At 69.5% G+C, this 15222-nt stretch carries 18 protein-coding genes and 1 tRNA gene; 12 read left to right on the top strand and 7 right to left on the bottom strand.

Features of this window, described 5'->3' with window-relative positions; translation table 11 throughout:
* Positions 1–2 precede the first annotated feature (2 nt).
* The 7 genes from BHU06_RS02085 to BHU06_RS02055 all read left to right on the top strand — a co-directional run bounded on the left by BHU06_RS02085 (position 3) and on the right by BHU06_RS02055 (position 4695).
* Complete coding sequence (locus tag BHU06_RS02085) at positions 3–308, top strand: urease subunit beta (RefSeq protein WP_070397471.1); 306 nt, start codon at positions 3–5, stop codon at positions 306–308.
* Positions 308–2026: an urease subunit alpha gene (ureC, locus tag BHU06_RS02080; RefSeq protein ID WP_070397470.1), complete on the top strand. Its 1719-nt coding sequence runs from the start codon at positions 308–310 to the stop codon at positions 2024–2026. Before BHU06_RS02085 ends, ureC begins: the two co-directional genes overlap by 1 nt.
* Complete coding sequence (ureE, locus tag BHU06_RS02075) at positions 2026–2580, top strand: urease accessory protein UreE (protein WP_070397469.1); 555 nt, start codon at positions 2026–2028, stop codon at positions 2578–2580. The genes ureC and ureE overlap by 1 nt, the downstream gene beginning before the upstream one ends.
* Complete coding sequence (locus tag BHU06_RS02070; RefSeq protein ID WP_070397468.1) at positions 2546–3262, top strand: urease accessory protein UreF; 717 nt, start codon at positions 2546–2548, stop codon at positions 3260–3262. The genes ureE and BHU06_RS02070 overlap by 35 nt, the downstream gene beginning before the upstream one ends.
* The gene (gene ureG / locus BHU06_RS02065; protein WP_070397467.1) at positions 3259–3930 is read left to right on the top strand and encodes an urease accessory protein UreG; all 672 of its coding nucleotides are present in this window, start codon (positions 3259–3261) and stop codon (positions 3928–3930) included. The genes BHU06_RS02070 and ureG overlap by 4 nt, the downstream gene beginning before the upstream one ends.
* 62 nt (positions 3931–3992) lie before the next feature.
* A tRNA-Ser gene (locus BHU06_RS02060) sits at positions 3993–4080 on the top strand.
* Positions 4081–4161: 81 nt separating this feature from the next.
* Positions 4162–4695, top strand: a complete 534-nt coding sequence (locus BHU06_RS02055; RefSeq protein ID WP_070397466.1) for a DsrE family protein — start codon at positions 4162–4164, stop codon at positions 4693–4695.
* Positions 4696–4704: 9 nt separating this feature from the next.
* Here the strand turns inward: BHU06_RS02055 and BHU06_RS02050 are convergent, their stop codons facing one another.
* Together BHU06_RS02050 and BHU06_RS02045 are read right to left on the bottom strand one after the other, a co-directional pair.
* Entirely contained in the window at positions 4705–5970 is a 1266-nt protein-coding gene (locus tag BHU06_RS02050) for a serine hydrolase (protein WP_070397465.1), read from the bottom strand.
* A 125-nt stretch (positions 5971–6095) separates the two neighbouring features.
* On the bottom strand, positions 6096–6497 hold the full coding sequence (locus tag BHU06_RS02045; RefSeq protein ID WP_070397464.1) for a hypothetical protein: 402 nt from the start codon (positions 6495–6497) through the stop codon (positions 6096–6098).
* Between the two features lie 208 nt (positions 6498–6705).
* Between BHU06_RS02045 and BHU06_RS02040 the strand changes: the two genes are divergently transcribed.
* Together BHU06_RS02040 and BHU06_RS02035 are read left to right on the top strand one after the other, a co-directional pair.
* A complete protein-coding gene (locus BHU06_RS02040) occupies positions 6706–7389 on the top strand; it encodes a heavy metal response regulator transcription factor (RefSeq protein ID WP_070397463.1) in 684 nt (227 codons plus the stop codon).
* Positions 7386–8774: a heavy metal sensor histidine kinase gene (locus tag BHU06_RS02035; RefSeq protein ID WP_204742891.1), complete on the top strand. Its 1389-nt coding sequence runs from the start codon at positions 7386–7388 to the stop codon at positions 8772–8774. The genes BHU06_RS02040 and BHU06_RS02035 overlap by 4 nt, the downstream gene beginning before the upstream one ends.
* 17 nt (positions 8775–8791) lie before the next feature.
* Here BHU06_RS02035 and hemW read toward each other — a convergent pair whose 3' ends face one another.
* The 5 genes from hemW to BHU06_RS02010 are packed head-to-tail and all read right to left on the bottom strand — an operon-like array spanning position 8792 to position 13288.
* Entirely contained in the window at positions 8792–10012 is a 1221-nt protein-coding gene (gene hemW, locus BHU06_RS02030; RefSeq protein WP_070397462.1) for a radical SAM family heme chaperone HemW, read from the bottom strand.
* Positions 10009–10626 carry an RdgB/HAM1 family non-canonical purine NTP pyrophosphatase gene (gene rdgB / locus BHU06_RS02025; RefSeq protein WP_070397461.1) on the bottom strand — a complete coding sequence of 206 codons (618 nt, stop codon included), beginning with the start codon at positions 10624–10626 and terminating at the stop codon, positions 10009–10011. Before rdgB ends, hemW begins: the two co-directional genes overlap by 4 nt.
* Positions 10623–11351, bottom strand: a complete 729-nt coding sequence (gene rph / locus BHU06_RS02020; protein ID WP_070397460.1) for a ribonuclease PH — start codon at positions 11349–11351, stop codon at positions 10623–10625. Before rph ends, rdgB begins: the two co-directional genes overlap by 4 nt.
* A gap of 27 nt (positions 11352–11378) precedes the next feature.
* On the bottom strand, positions 11379–12281 hold the full coding sequence (locus BHU06_RS02015; RefSeq protein ID WP_070397459.1) for a PP2C family serine/threonine-protein phosphatase: 903 nt from the start codon (positions 12279–12281) through the stop codon (positions 11379–11381).
* Entirely contained in the window at positions 12278–13288 is a 1011-nt protein-coding gene (locus tag BHU06_RS02010; RefSeq protein WP_070397458.1) for a serine/threonine-protein kinase, read from the bottom strand. Before BHU06_RS02010 ends, BHU06_RS02015 begins: the two co-directional genes overlap by 4 nt.
* A 59-nt stretch (positions 13289–13347) precedes the next feature.
* Between BHU06_RS02010 and BHU06_RS02005 the strand changes: the two genes are divergently transcribed.
* From BHU06_RS02005 to rpoZ, 3 genes are read left to right on the top strand one after another with little or no spacing between them, the layout of a single operon-like run.
* On the top strand, positions 13348–14259 hold the full coding sequence (locus BHU06_RS02005; protein ID WP_083292834.1) for a YicC/YloC family endoribonuclease: 912 nt from the start codon (positions 13348–13350) through the stop codon (positions 14257–14259).
* Positions 14260–14266: 7 nt separating this feature from the next.
* Positions 14267–14887, top strand: coding sequence for a guanylate kinase (gene gmk, locus BHU06_RS02000; protein WP_070397456.1), 621 nt, complete (start codon positions 14267–14269; stop codon positions 14885–14887).
* 18 nt (positions 14888–14905) lie between these two features.
* Positions 14906–15109, top strand: coding sequence for a DNA-directed RNA polymerase subunit omega (gene rpoZ / locus BHU06_RS01995; RefSeq protein WP_009519945.1), 204 nt, complete (start codon positions 14906–14908; stop codon positions 15107–15109).
* The last annotated feature ends 113 nt before the right edge of the window (positions 15110–15222 follow it).

Raw genomic sequence — 15222 nt, 5'->3', positions numbered from 1 at the left:
CCATGACACCCGGTGAATACCTCATCGCCGAGGGCGAGCACGCCCTCAACCCAGGGCGGCCCGCGCTCACGCTGGTGGTGAAGAACACCGCGACGCGGCCCATCCAGGTCGGCTCGCATTACCACTTCGCCGAAACCAACGGCGCGCTCGACTTCGACCGCGCCGCCGCGCGCGGCAAACGCCTGAACATCGCCAGCGGCACCGCCGTGCGCTTCGAGCCCGGCCAGCAGCGCACGGTGGAACTGGTGGACTACGCCGGCGACCGCGTGGTGTTCGGCTTTCGCGGCCTCCTACAAGGACCCCTCTGATGGCGAGCATTGGACGACGCGCCTACGCCGACATGTTCGGCCCCACCGTGGGCGACCGCGTGCGACTGGCCGACACCGACCTGATTATCGAGGTCGAGCGCGACTTCACCCTGGCCGCGGGCGGCTACGGCGAAGAAGTGAAGTTCGGTGGCGGCAAGACCATCCGCGACGGCATGGCGCAGTCGCAGCGCTCGCGCGCGCAGGGCGCCGTCGACACCGTGCTCACCAACGCCCTCATCGTCGAGCACTGGGGCATCGTCAAGGCCGACATCGGCCTCAAGGACGGGCGCATCGCCGCCATCGGCAAGGCCGGCAACCCCGACACGCAGCCCGGCGTGGACATCGTCATCGGCCCCGGCACCGAGGTCATCGCCTGCGAAGGCCTGATCGTCACCGCCGGCGGCATCGACAGCCACATCCACTTCATCTGCCCGCAGCAGGTCGACGAAGCCCTGGCCTCGGGCGTGACCACCATGCTGGGCGGCGGCACCGGCCCGGCCACGGGCACCTTCGCCACCACCTGCACGCCCGGGCCCTGGCACATCGAGCGCATGCTGCAGGCGGCCGATGGCCTGCCCATGAACATCGGCTTCCTCGGCAAGGGCAACGCCAGCCGGCCCGACGCGCTGCGCGAACAGGTCCACGCCGGCGTCATCGGCCTCAAGCTGCACGAGGACTGGGGCACCACGCCCGCGGCCATCGACCAATGCCTGGCCGTGGCCGAGGAGACCGACACCCAGGTCGCCATCCACAGCGACACGCTCAACGAATCGGGCTTCGTGGAGAACACCATCGAGGCCACGAAGGGCCGCACCCTGTGCGCCTTCCACACCGAAGGCGCGGGCGGCGGCCACGCGCCCGACATCCTGCGCGTGGTGGGCGAGAAGAACTTCCTGCCCTCCTCCACCAACCCCACCATGCCCTACACCGTGAACACGCTCGACGAACACGTCGACATGCTCATGGTGTGCCACCACCTGGACGCCGCCATCCCCGAGGACCTGGCCTTCGCCGAGAGCCGCATCCGCAAGGAAACCATCGCGGCCGAGGACGTCCTGCACGACCTGGGCGCCATCAGCATGATGAGCAGCGACAGCCAGGCCATGGGCCGCGTGGGCGAGGTGATCCTGCGCACCTGGCAGACCGCACACAAGATGAAGCTGCAGCGCGGCACCCTGCCCGAAGACCCGTCGCGCCACGACAACTTCCGCGTCAAGCGCTACATCGCCAAGTACACCATCAACCCCGCCATCGCCCACGGCATCTCGCACACCGTGGGCTCGCTGGAGGCGGGCAAGTGGGCCGACCTGGTGCTGTGGAAGCCGGCCTTCTTCGGCGTCAAGCCCTTCATCGTGCTCAAGGGCGGCAGCATCGCGCTGGCCGCCATGGGCGACCCCAACGCCTCCATTCCCACGCCGCAGCCGGTGCACTTTCGCCCGCAGTTCGGCGCCTACGGCGGCGCGCTCGCGCGCGGCAGCCTGAGCTTCGTCTCGCAGGCCGCGCTGGACGCCGGCGTGGGTGAGCGCTATGGCCTGCGCAAGACCCTGTCCGCCGTGCGGGGCTGCCGCGGCGTGAACAAGACCCACATGGTGCACAACGCCTGGCTGCCCACCATGGAGATCGACGCCCAGACCTACCGCGTGCGCGCCGACGGCCAGTTGCTCACCTGCGAACCCGCCACCGCGCTGCCCCTGGCGCAGCGCTACTTCCTGTTCTGATGCTGCACGCCTCCCGACTCATCGCCCAGGGCCAGGGCCTGGCGTCCGTGCTGCTCAAGCGCGCGCCCACGGTCGAGCTCGACTGGGACGTGCGCCAGAAGAGCCGCTTCGACACCGTGCTGAGCGACGGCCGCGCGCTCGCGGTCTTCCTGCCGCGCGGCCGCGTGGTGCGCGGTGGCGACGCGCTGCTCACGGCCGAGGGCGAGCTGGTGCGCGTGATCGCCGCGCCCCAGCCGGTGCTGCGCATCACCGCCTGCCCGGCGCACCCCCAGGCGGCGCAGGCCTTTGACCTGATGCGCGCGGCCTACCACCTGGGCAACCGCCATGTGCCCATCGAACTGAAGCCCGATCACCTGAAAATCGAGCCCGACCACGTGCTGGCCGAGATGCTGCGCGCCCTGCACCTGGACGTGACCGAAGTGAGCGAGGCCTTCGAGCCCGAGGGCGGGGCCTACGGCGGGCAGGACCACGGCCATTCGCCTGGCCACTCGCACGGCCATTCGCACGGCCACGCCCCCCATGAGCACCACCACGGCCATCCGCACGACCACTGACGCGGGCCTGCTGCGCACGCTGTGGCTGGCCTCGCCGGCCCTGCCGGTGGGGGGCTTCTCCTACTCCGAAGGCCTGGAGGCCGCGATCGACGCCGGCCTGGCCAAAGACGAGGCCGGCGTGGCCAACTGGCTCATCGACCAACTGCACCTGGGCCAGTCCCGCAGCGACCTGGCGGTGATGGCCGAGGCCGTGGGCGCCTGGCGCGCGCACGACCTGGACCGCGTGCGCGCCCTGAACCAATGGGTGCTGAACACGCGCGAAACCAGCGAACTGCGCCTGCAGACCGAGCAGATGGGCCGGTCCCTGCTCGCCTGGGCCCAGGCCCTGGGCGAACACGGCGAAGCCGTGCGCGCCGCGCTGACGCGGGCCGGGCTGAACCCGCCCACCTGGCCCCTGGCCGCCGCCTGCGCCGCCGCGCAGGGCGAGGCCAGCGTGCGCGAGGCCCTCATCGGCCTGGCCTTCGGCTGGGCCGAGAACATGGTGCAGGCCGCCATCAAGGCCGTGCCCCTGGGCCAGGGCATGGGCCAGCGCCTGCTCGCGCGCCTCGTGGGCGAGATCCCCGCCGCCGTCGACGAGGCCATCGCGCGCGGCACCGACGACCAGCGCCAGGCCTTTACCCCCATGCTCGCCATCCTCTCGGCGCGCCACGAAACCCAGTACTCACGCCTGTTCCGATCATGAACACAACACCACTGCACCACATCCCGAACCGCACCAAGCCCCTGCCCCCGCTGCGCGTGGGCATCGGCGGCCCGGTGGGCTCGGGCAAGACCACCCTGCTGGAGATGCTGTGCAAGGCCATGCGCGAACGCCACGACCTCATCGCCATCACCAACGACATCTACACCAAGGAAGACCAGCGCCTGCTCACCGTGAGCGGCGCGCTGCCGGCCGAGCGCATCCTGGGCGTGGAAACGGGCGGCTGCCCGCACACCGCCATCCGCGAGGACGCCTCCATCAACCTCGAGGCCATCGACCGCATGCTGGAGCGCTTTCCAGAGGCCGACATCGTCTTCGTGGAAAGCGGCGGCGACAACCTGGCCGCCACCTTCAGCCCCGAGCTGAGCGACCTCACCATCTATGTCATCGACGTGGCGGCCGGCGAGAAGATCCCGCGCAAGGGCGGCCCCGGCATCACCAAGAGCGACCTCTTCGTCATCAACAAGACCGACCTGGCGCCGCACGTGGGTGCCGACCTGGAGGTGATGAGGGCCGACACCGCGCGCATGCGCCCCGACGCCCAGCGCCGGCCCTGGGTGATGACCAACCTCAAGACCCGCGAAGGCCTGGACGAGGTGGTGCGCTTCATCGAAACGCGCGGCCTGCTGAAGGCGGCGCAGCCGGCCTGAAAGCCTCGGCCCGCCGGCCCTGTGTGCTGTCGGACGCGGCGCACTAGAATCCCAGCCTCTGCGGAGACGTGGGTGAGTGGTTTAAACCAGCAGTCTTGAAAACTGCCGACCCGCAAGGGTCCGTGAGTTCGAATCTCACCGTCTCCGCCAGCGCCTCCCACCGGCCCCGTTACAGTCGGCGGCTCAGCCCTTGGTTGATCCCCCATTCCAACACTGTCGGAGACTCTCCCCATGCCCCTCACCCGCCGCGCCCTCGCGCCCCTGTTCGCCAGCCTGCTGTTCAGCGGCGCCGCCATCGCCGGGCCCAACGACCCGTCCAAGTTCGACGGCACCCGCTACGCGCCGCAGAAGGCGCTGTACGACTTCAACTTCGCCAGGCCCCTGGACGCCAAGCCCGCCTTCGGCTATGTGAAGAACCACCTGCGCGCGATCAAGGAATACGGCGACCCGAAGTCGCACATCGTGATCGTGGCGCACGGCAACGAACTGCACGCCTTCTCGCGCCTGAACCGCGCGGCCTATCCCGACATGTACGAGGAACTCAAGGCCCTGGCCGACGCCGGCGTGACCATCCGCGTCTGCGCCAACGCGGCGCGCTCGCGCGGCTACAAGCCCGACGAGTTCTACGACGTGATCACCGTGGTGCCGGCCGCCGTGATCGACCTGGCCAAGTGGCAGAACGAGGGCTACAGCTACATGTACGCCGAGTGGTTTCCGCGCCTGACCCGCGAGGAACTGGTCAAGCAGACCCCCGAACTGCAGTAAGCCGGCGCTTCACCAGGTCCGCCCGAAGCGCCCGGGCGGACCGTGCTGCACCAGCAGCGCCTGCCACAGCGCCGTCAACTCGGCGGTGGCGCCCGGGTCGATGGGGTTGAGGTTGACGGCGGTTTGCACCAGCACGAAGCGCGTGATCGGGTCGATCAGCACGAACTGGCCCAGCACGCCGCGCATGGCGTAGTAGCGCGGCGCCTCGCCCGACAGCCAGATCTGGTAGCCGTACGGCGCGTTCAGCCCACGCGCTGGCGTGGTGCTCTCGTAGACCCACGGGCGCGAGACCACCTGCCGCCCGTTCCAGCGGCCGTCGTGGGCGAGCATGAGGCCCAGGCGCGCCCAGTCGCGCAGGCGGGCCACCACGCAGCAAAAGCCCAGCGCCTCGCCCGACGGGTCGGTGTCCCAGGCGGCGTTGGCCTCCGCGCCCAGCGGCGCCCACAGCCGGCGGCTGAAGTACTCGGGCAGCGGCATGCCCACCGCGCGGCTCACCACCATGCCCAGCACCTGCGAGTCGGCGCTGGCGTAGTGGAACACCGTGCCCGGCTCGGCCACGCGCGCGTCGAACTGGCGCACCGCCGCCACCGCGCCCAGGGGCGAGGGCCCGACCAGCGCCTCGGCCAGGCGGTGCACGTCGTCGTTCGGCTGGTAGCTCTCGTTGAAGGCCAGGCCCGAGGACATGGTCAGCAGCGCGCGGATCGGCGTGGCGCCGTAGGCCGTGCCCGCGAGTTCGGGCAGGTAGGCCGACACCTTGTCGTCGATCGAGCGGAGGGCGCCGTCCTCCAGCGCCGCGCCCACCAGCAGGCCGGTGATGGTCTTGGCCAGAGAGTGCGACAGGAAGCGGTCGCTGTCGCGGCGGCCGTACTGGTAGCGCTCGAACAGGATGGTCGAGTCGCGCGCGATCAGCAAGCCCGTCACCGGGTGGCGGCGCAGGTAGTCGTTGAGCGTGAGGGAACGCCCTTCATACGCGTACTGCAGTTCCAGGCTTTGCGCGGCGCGCGACAAAGGGGACGGCGCGCCGGCGGTCGGTACCTCCTTCAGGGGGCGAACCTGGTCGTAGTGGCTGTGCAGGCCCACGTAGAGTTCCTGCCGCAGCTCATCCGGCCGCAAACCGGGCCGGGGCACGGGGTAGCCCTGCGCCTGGCCATAGGCCGCGGCCTGCGGGCCATCCGGCACGAACACGGGATCGGCCCGCGCGCCCCAGGCCATCAGGGCCAAGACGCCGAAGAACGCGGCGGCCAGCGGGCGTCTGCGCAAGGGGAGCGGCGGCATCGCGGTTCCTGTGGGGCCCCGCAGGGGCGGTCGCGCGCATTATGCGAGGCACCCGCGCCGGCACAAAAAAAACAGCGGCCCATGGGCCGCTGTCCAAACCTTGGAGGAGACGCGCGATCGCGGGATCAGTGGGCCTGCACGGCGCTCGGCGCCTGCACCACCGCATTGCCTTGCACGGCGCGCAGGCCGGCCAGGCGGATCTGCTCGGCCTGCTGCGGCGTGGCCACGGGCAGGATCTCGCCGCTGGCGACCAGGCCCAGGCGGCGGGCCTCGGCGGCCTCGGCCAGCACCTGCGCGCGGCTCAGCTGGCTGGCCACCACGGTGGCCTGGGCTTGCGCGGGGTTGGCTTCGCCGCGGGCGATCTGGTCGGCCTTGTACGCCGGTGCGACCTGGGCCTGCACGTCGGCGCGGCTCAGGGTCGATTGGAAGTTGAACACTTCATTGCCCTCCAGCGGACCTTCGGCGAAGGCGGCGCCAGCGGTGAGGGCGAAGGCGATGGGCAACAGGAGGCTTTTCGAGGCTTTCATGACAGTTCCTTTGATGACGACAGATGGAGGGGAGGAGACGCTCTGAATGCCGCTGTGTGCCGGCATGGAAGGAACTGTAGGAAGCGGGGCTGTCGTTTTCCGAACGCCTGAATTACGTATTCGTAACCCAAGGCCGGCTCACTTTCCGTGACAATTTCATGGTGCGCAATCAAATAGCGCACGCCTATTTCCGCCCCTGCCCCACGCCATGCGCATCCTGGTCATCGAAGACGAAGCCAAGCAGGCCGACTACGTGCGGCGCGGCCTGACCGAGGCCGGCTATACCGTCGACGTGGCCCGCGACGGCATCGAGGGCCGCTACCTGGCCACCGAAGGCGACTACCAGCTCGTGGTGCTGGACATCATGCTGCCCGGCGTGGATGGTTTCGGCGTGCTGGCCGCGCTGCGCGAGAAGCGCAACACCCCGGTGCTCATGCTCACGGCGCGCGATCTGGTCGAGGACCGCGTGCGCGGCCTGCAGTCCGGCGCCGACGACTACCTCGTCAAACCCTTCGCTTTCTCCGAGCTGCTCGCGCGCATCGGCGCGCTGCTGCGCCGCGGCCCGGCGGCCAGCAACGAGGCCACCAACAGCCGGCTCAGCGTGAGCGACCTCGAGATCGACCTGCTCAGCCGCAAGGCCACGCGCTCGGGCCAGCGCCTGGAACTCACCGCCAAGGAGTTCGCCCTGCTGGCCCTGCTGGCGCGCCGCAAAGGGCAGATCCTGTCGCGCACCACGCTCGCCGAACAGGTGTGGGACATGAACTTCGACTCCGACACCAACGTGGTCGAGGTGGCCATCCGCCGGCTGCGCGCCAAGATGGACGACCCCTTCCGCCCCAAGCTGCTGCACAACGTGCGCGGTATGGGCTACGTGCTGGAGGAACGCGCGTGAACACCGCCGCCATCACCCCGCCCACCAACTCGGCCACGACGGAGCTGCGCGCCGCGCCCACGCCCTGCGCCTATTCCATCGGCAAGCGCCTGTCGCTGTTGCTGGCGGTGCAGACCATCATCGGCCTGGGCGTGCTGCTGGCCGTCATCTACGCCGCCACCTGGATGCTGTTCGCCTCGCGTCAGCAGGAGGAGCTGCGCGGCTACTCGCACGTGCTCATCGAGGTGCTGAAGGAGACCGATGCCCACGGCACCGAGGCCGACATGGTGCAAAAGCTGCTGTGGCTGAGCGAGCGCCGCCCCGGCAACTTCGTGGAGCTGCGCCGCGCCGACGGCAGCACCCTGTACCGCGATCCCCTGCCCAGCTTCGACCCCGCCACCGCCCCCACGAGCGAACTGCGGTTCGAGGTGCCGCGCGCCGATGGCAGCGCGCCGCTCAAGGGTCGGCTGGTGATGGACTGTTCGCGCGACGCGCAGTACGGCCGGCGCATGGCGCTGCTGCTGGTGGCCGTCACGCTGGCGGGCGGCGCCTTCGTGGCCTGGGCCACCTACTGGCGCGTGCGCAGCAGCCTGCGCCCGCTGATGGACCTGGCGGCGCAGACGCGTGCCATCGACGTGCGCCGGCTGGACCAGCGCCTGACGCTGTGCGAGCCCACCGAAGAACTGCAGCCGCTGATCGAGCAGTTCAACGGCCTGATGCAGCGCGTGGAGCGCACCTACGTTCAGCTCGAAGGCTTCAACGCCGACGTGGCGCACGAACTGCGCACGCCGCTGGCCAACCTGATCGGCCACACCGAGGTGGCGCTGAGCCGCGAGCGCAGCGCGCCCGAGCTCGAGGAGGTGCTGCTGTCCAACCTGGAAGAGCTGCAGCGCCTCGCCGGCATCGTCAACGACATGCTCTTCCTGGCGCAGGCCGACCGCGGCGTGAAGGCGCGGCGCGGCGCGCCCCTGAGCCTGGCCGAGCTGGTGCAGCAGGTGGTGGAGTTCCACGAGGCGCCCATGGAGGAAGCCGGCCTGGGCATCGACATCGAGGGCGACGCCCTGCTCGCGGTGGACGAGCCCCTGGTCAAGCGCGCGCTGTCCAACCTGCTGGGCAACGCCATCCGCTACGCCGACAAGGACTCGCGCCTGTGCGTGCGCATCCTGCGCGAGGGCGAACAGGGCGTGCGGCTGTGGGTGGAGAACGTCGGCCCGGCCATCGAGCCCGAGCACCTGCCGCGCCTGTTCGACCGCTTCTTCCGCGCCGACGCCTCGCGCTGCGAGCTGGAGAAGCCGCACCACGGCCTGGGCCTGTCCATCGTGGCCGCCATCGCGCGCATGCACGACGGCTTCGCGGCCGCCGAGTCGGCCGCGGGCCGCACGCGCGTGGGCTTCAATATGGTGTGAGTCCGGCCTGCCGCGCCTCAGGCCGGCAGGAACAGCGACTGCAGGTCGCTCAGGAAGTCGAAGCCGCGCTCGGTCGGACGCACCCAGCCCCCCTCCCGTTCGACCAGGCCCTTGGCCTCGGCCTCGCGCAAGGCCGCGTCGATGCTGGACAGCGGCAGGCCGGTGCCGGACATGAAGTCGGCCAGCGCGAAGCCCTCGCGCAGGCGCAGGGCGTTGAGCATGAACTCAAAAGGCAGCTGCGCGCGCGGCACCTCGTCCATGCTGGCCACGGCGTCGCCGGCCAGGGCGCGCTCCATGTACAGCCGCGGTTCGCGCACGCGAACCGGGCGAGCGATGCGGTGCGCAAAGCTGAGCTTGCCATGCGCGCCCGCCCCGATGCCCAGATAGTCGCCGAAGCGCCAGTAGTTGAGGTTGTGCCGGCAGGCGTGCCCAGGCCGGGCATAGGCCGAGACCTCGTATCGCTGCAGGCCCGCCACGGCGGTCAGCTCGGTGATGCGGTCCAGCATCTCGTAGGCCTCGTCGTCGCCGGGCAGCGGGGGCGGGAACTTGGCGAAGTAGGTGTTGGGCTCCAGCGTGAGGTGGTAGACCGACAGGTGCGGCGGCGCGAAGGACAGCGCGGTGCGCAGGTCGGCCTCGCACTGCGCGAGCGTCTGGCCCGGCAGCGCGTACATCAGGTCGAGGTTGAAGGTATCGAACACCTGGGCCGCCTCCTCCAGCGCGGCGCGCGCCTGCGCGCCGTCGTGCACACGGCCCAGGGCCTTGAGCTGCGCGTCGTCGAAGCTCTGCACGCCGATCGACAGGCGCGTGACGCCGGCCTGGCGGAAGGCGCGGAAGCGGTCTTTCTCGAAGGTGCCGGGGTTGGCCTCCAGCGTGATCTCGGCGTCGGGCTCCAGCGGCAGGCGCGCGCGCACGTCGGCCAGCAGGCGGTCGATGGCCTGCGGCGAGAACAGGCTGGGCGTGCCGCCGCCGATGAACACGCTGTGCACCGGCCGGCCCCAGACCAGGGGCAGCGAGGCCTCGAGGTCGGCGCGCAAGGCGTCGAGGTAGCGCGCCTCGGGCATGGCCTCGCCCGACGCGGCCGTGGCGCTCCATTCGTGCGAGTTGAAGTCGCAGTAGGGACACTTCTTCAGGCACCACGGCAGGTGGATGTAGAGCGACAGCGGCGGCGGCGCGCCGAGCTGCAGCGTGCCCGGCCGCATCCAGTGGCGCGGGTCGCGGCTGGGCTGCAGATCGCTCATACCGGTGGGGTGGGCGCGAACCAGCGCTCGCGCATGAGCTCGAGCATGGCGCGCGCGGCCTGTCCGCGGTGGCTGTGCCGGTTCTTCACCTCGGGGTCGAGCTCGGCGAAGGTCTTGCCCAAGGCCGGGATGAACATCACCGGATCGAAACCGAAGCCGTGCGCGCCCACGCGTTCGCGCGTGATCAGGCCGGGCGCGCGGCCGGTGGCCACGAGGGGTTCGGGGTCGTCGGCGTGGCGCAGCGCCACCAGGGTGCTGACCAGGGCCGCGCGGCGGTCGCCGACGTCGCGCATCTGCTCCAGCAGCGCGGTGACGTTGTGGTCGTCGCCCTTGGGGTAGCCGTGCTGCGTGGCGTAGTAGGCGGTGTCCACGCCGGGCCGGCCACCGAAGGCTTCCACGCAGAGGCCGGCGTCGTCGGCCACCGCCGGCAACCCGCTCTCGCGCGCGGCGTGCCGGGCCTTGGCCAGGGCGTTCTCGATGAAGGTGCGGTGCGGCTCGGGCGCCTCGGGGATGCCCAGCTCGGCCTGGCGCACGAGCTGCACACCCAGCGGCGCGAACAGGGCCTGCAACTCGGCCAGCTTGCCGGCGTTGTTCGACGCGAGAACCAGCTTCATGCGCCGAGCGCGGCCTTCTGCAAGGCCACGAGTTCGGCGATGCCCTGTTCGGCCAACGCCAGCAGCTGGTCCATCTCGGCGCGGGTGAAGGCCGCGCCCTCGGCCGTGCCCTGCACCTCCACGTAGTGGCCGGCACCGGTCATCACCACGTTCATGTCGGTGTCGCAGGCGGCGTCTTCCACGTACTCCAGGTCGAGCAGCGGTGCGCCGTCCAGGATGCCAACGGAGATCGCGGCCACGTGGTCCCTGATCGGCGAGGCCGTCAGCTTGCCGGCGTCCATCAGGCGGCTCACCGCGTCCTGCGCGGCCACGAAAGCGCCGGTGATCGCCGCCGTGCGCGTGCCGCCGTCGGCCTGCAGCACGTCGCAGTCGAGCGAAATGGTGCGCTCGCCCAGGGCCTTGAGGTCGAACACCGCGCGCAGCGAGCGGCCGATCAGGCGCTGGATCTCCTGCGTGCGCCCGCTCTGCTTGCCCTTGGCCGCCTCGCGGTCGCTGCGCGTGTGCGTGGCGCGCGGCAGCATGCCGTACTCGGCCGTCACCCAGCCCTCGCCGCTGCCGCGCTTGTGCGGCGGCACCTTTTCTTCCACGGAAGCGGTGCACAGCACCTTGGTGTTCCCGAACTCGATCAGCACCGAGCCCTCGGCGTGCATGGTGTAGCCACGGGTGATGCGCACCGGGCGCAGGGCATTGGCGGCCCGCTGGCCCGGTCGTTGGACGGCCGTCATAAAGAAAAACCTCAGGAAATACGAAGCTCAGGCGTTGCGCGCGGCCGCCGTGCGGGCGATCGCCGCATTGATCTCGGCGATCGACTTTTCGATGGCCGCGTCGTCCAGGTCTTCGACGGTGGGGTCGGGCACGCCCGACTGGATGGTGGAGGCGAACACGCCGTCCTCGATGTCTTCGGTGGACACGCGCGTCGTCTGGTACTCGTCGGCGGTTTCCCACTCCATGGCGAGCACGGTGACGTTGTCGCAGCGTTGGCCGCCGCGCCGCAGCGCGGTTTCCACCAGGTCGGGAACGGCCTGCTCCAGCGGGCGCGTGGAGAGCTCGTTCACGATTTCTTCGTCCTCGACCGTGCCCCAGAGACCGTCGGAACACAGCAGCACACGGTCGCCCTGCATGAGCTGCACCGGGCCGGACAGGTCATACACCGGCTTGGCCGGCGAACCCAGGCAAGTGAAAAGGATGTTGCGGTTGATGTGCTCGGTGTTGCGGCCCAGGTGCGCCTGCTGCTCCATGTAGGAATGGTCGCGCGTGCGCGTGAGCAGCTCGCCGTCGCGCACCACGTACAGGCGCGAGTCGCCGCAGTGCACCCAGTGGATGTGGCCGCGCTCCATGACGGCCGCCACCAGCGTGGTGCGCGGCGTGTCGAGCATGCCCTTCTCGGCGGCGTAGCGGATGATCTGGTGGTGCGCGGCCATGAGCGCGCTGGAGAGGAACTCGGGCACCTCGCGCACCGTCGGGTTGGCCGCTTTCTGGAAGTAGGCCGAGAGCGTCTGCAGCGCCAGTTGCGCGGCCATGGCGCCTTCCGGATGGCCGCCCATGCCGTCGGCCAGCACGAACAGGCCGGACTCGCGCGTGTAGGCGTAGCCCATGCGGTCTTCGTTGCGCTCGCGACCGCCTTGCCGGCTGATCTGATAGACCGAAAACTTCATCGGAATTTGGTGCCCACGTCGGTGGACTTGCGCAGCAGTGACTTCTGCTTGTCGGAGACGATGTTGTCGAACTGCAGTCGCATCTTCTCGGCCACGGTGAGCTTGGTGTAGCTGCGCTCGGTCTCGCGGCTGAGTTCCTTCTGCAGCGCGAAGACCGATTGCGGGCGCGAGAGCGGGTCGAGCGACATGCACCACTCGACCACTTCGATCAGGTTGTCGGAGTACACGCCACGCAGGCGCGACAGGGCCAGCGAGAGGCGGTCCTTTTCGAGGCGCTGGGGCGCGTCGTTGGGCGGGTAGCCCTGCATGCTGGCGTAGATGCAGGCACCGATGGCGTAGATGTCGGTCCAGGGGCCCATGGACGAATCGCGCCGGTACATCTCGGGCGCGGCGAAGCCCGGCGTGTACATGGGGCGGATGAAGTTGCCCTCCTTGCTCAGCACTTCGCGCGCGGCGCCGAAGTCGATGAGCACCGCGCGGTTGTCGTCGGTGACGAAGATGTTCGCGGGCTTGATGTCGAGGTGCAGCATCTTGTGCTGGTGCACGATGCGCAGGCCGCGCAGCACCTCGTCGTAGAGCGAGCGGATGGTGGATTCGCGGAAGACCTTCTGCTTCTTGAGTTCGCGCGCGGTGATGATGAATTCCTGCAGGGACGAGCCCTCCAGGTAGTTCATGACCATGTAGACGGTTTCGTTCTCGCGGAAGAAGTTCAGCACGCTCACCACCGATTGGTGGGAGATCTGCGCGAGCGCGCGGCCTTCCTCAAAGAAGCTCTTGAGGCCCAGGCGGTACAGCGACAGCTTTTCGGGCTGCACCTGCGGCAACAGCTCGCCGGGGCCACGCGTGGCCAGGGACGAGGGCAGGTATTCCTTGACGGCGACCTGCTGACCTTCGGTGTCGACCGCGAGGTACACCACGCCAAAACCGCCGGCGGCCAGCTTGCGAACGATGCGGTAGCCACCGATCACCGTGTCGGGTGGCAGAGGAGCGGGTTTGACCTTTGACATAATTCGACCGGTTTCCGAAACGCCCCGTTTTGGACCTCCAACACCACCGGCCCAGAGCGATGGCAGTTTACAGCATGACCGGCTACGCCTCGGCCCAGCGAAACGCTGGCGCAGAGCCGGCCGCGGGAGAATCCGGCCCGTCCGTCGGTGTCGAAATCCGTTCGGTCAACAGCCGATTCCTCGATCTCGGTTTCAAGCTCCCCGACGACTTGCGCGCGAGCGAACCCGCCCTGCGCGAACGCCTCACGCAGCGGCTCAAGCGCGGCAAGGTCGAGGTGCGCGCCTGGATCGAAGCCCCATCCGACGCCACGCCGCGCGCGCCGGGCAGCGCCGAACTGCAGCGCCTGCTGGGGGCGCAGGACAGCATCCGCACCTGGCTTCCGCAGGCGCAACCGCTGTCGGTGGCCGAGGTGCTGGCCCTGGTGGGACGCCGCAGCGCCCCGCCGGCCGATCTGCACGAACGCCTGCCCGAACTGCTGGACACCGCCCTGACGCAGCTGCTGGAAGCCCGGGCGCGCGAAGGCGCCCGGCTGGCCAGCATGCTGCTCGATCGCGTGGGCCAGTTGCGCGCCCTCACCGACACGGCCCAACCCCTGATCCCCGAGCTCGTGGCCCAGCAGCGCCAGCGCTTCCTCGACCGTTGGCAGGAAGCCCTGGGCGCCGACGCCTCGGGCAGCGTCGCCGCCAGCGAGGCCGCGCGCGACCGCGCCCTGGCCGAGGCCACGGCCTTCGCCATCCGCATCGACGTGGCGGAAGAACTCACGCGCCTGCGCTCCCACCTGGACGAGATCGAACGCCTGCTGCAGCGGGGCGGCGAGGTGGGCAAGCGCCTGGACTTCCTGATCCAGGAGCTGCACCGCGAAGCCAACACCCTGGGCTCCAAATCGTCGAGCCTGGAGCTCACCCGCGTCTCGGTGGACATGAAAGTGCTCATCGAACAGATGCGCGAGCAGGTGCAGAACCTCGAATGAGACCCTGATGCAATACCCCGGCAACTTGTTCGTCGTGGCCGCGCCCAGCGGGGCCGGCAAATCCAGCCTGGTCAAGGCGCTGATGGAGCTCGATGCCCGCGTGCAGCCCTCGGTGTCGCACACCACGCGCCCGCCGCGGGGGCAGGAGCTGCATGGCCGCGAGTACTACTTCGTGAGCCAGGAAAGCTTCGACCAGATGGTCGCGCAGGACGCCTTCCTGGAGTGGGCGCAGGTGCACGGCAACCGCTACGGCACCTCCAAGACCGCCATCGAGCAGCGCATCAAGCAAGGCGCCGACGTGGTGCTGGAGATCGATTACCAGGGCGCGCTGCAGGTCAAGCGCATCTTTCCCAACGCGGTGCTGATCTTCATCCTGCCACCCAGCTGGGAGGAGCTGCGCTCGCGCCTGGAGCGGCGCGCCGAGGACACCGCCGAGGTGATCGATCTGCGCCTGCGCAATGCCGCCCTGGAGATGGCCCATGCCCGGGATTTCGACTTCGTTATAATCAATGAGTTGTTTGAACGGGCCCTGTTTGACCTCAAGGCCATCGTTCACGCCCAGCGCTTGAAGTACGCGGCGCAGCGCAGCGCCCGCAGCGACACCTTCGAAGCGCTCAACATCCCCTGACATTGCCCGGAGCCCACCATGGCACGCATCACCGTCGAAGACTGCCTGGAACAGATCCCCAACCGCTTCCAGCTCGTGCTGGCCGCCACCTACCGCGCCCGCATGCTGAGCCAGGGCCACGCTCCCAAAATCGAGAGCAAGAACAAGCCGGGTGTCACCGCCCTGCGAGAGATCGCCGAAGGCAAGGTCGGCCTCGAGATGCTCAAAAAAGTGCCGACCTGAGCCCCCAACGTCGCACCCTCCCCACAAAAGGCACCGTTCGACGGTGTCTTTTTGTTTCTGGGGGCGCCGATTCCGCCCCGGGACCAGGGCCTAGATCGGTGACCCAAAGCGGT

Origin of the sequence: Hydrogenophaga sp. PML113, from assembly GCF_001777155.1 — a bacterium.
Classification (GTDB): domain Bacteria; phylum Pseudomonadota; class Gammaproteobacteria; order Burkholderiales; family Burkholderiaceae_C; genus Hydrogenophaga; species Hydrogenophaga borbori.
The sequence above is the reverse complement of the archived record's forward strand: the minus strand, read 5'-3'. Positions and strand labels throughout refer to the sequence as shown.